At 54.7% G+C, this 223-nt stretch carries 1 rRNA gene; it reads right to left on the bottom strand.

From position 1 onward, the window contains the following. Window positions 1-223, bottom strand: a 16S ribosomal RNA gene (locus WFO64_RS22655); the annotation flags it as partial.

Genomic DNA, 223 nt, shown 5'->3' with positions numbered 1-223 from the left:
TATGCGCCATTGTAGCACGTGTGTAGCCCTACTCGTAAGGGCCATGATGACTTGACGTCATCCCCACCTTCCTCCGGTTTATCACCGGCAGTCTCCTTTGAGTTCCCGACCAAATCGCTGGCAACAAAGGATAAGGGTTGCGCTCGTTGCGGGACTTAACCCAACATTTCACAACACGAGCTGACGACAGCCATGCAGCACCTGTCTCAGCGTTCCCGAAGGC

Origin of the sequence: Pantoea sp. AS142, from assembly GCF_037152305.1 — a bacterium.
GTDB lineage: Bacteria > Pseudomonadota > Gammaproteobacteria > Enterobacterales > Enterobacteriaceae > Pantoea.
The sequence above is the reverse complement of the archived record's forward strand: the minus strand, read 5'-3'. Positions and strand labels throughout refer to the sequence as shown.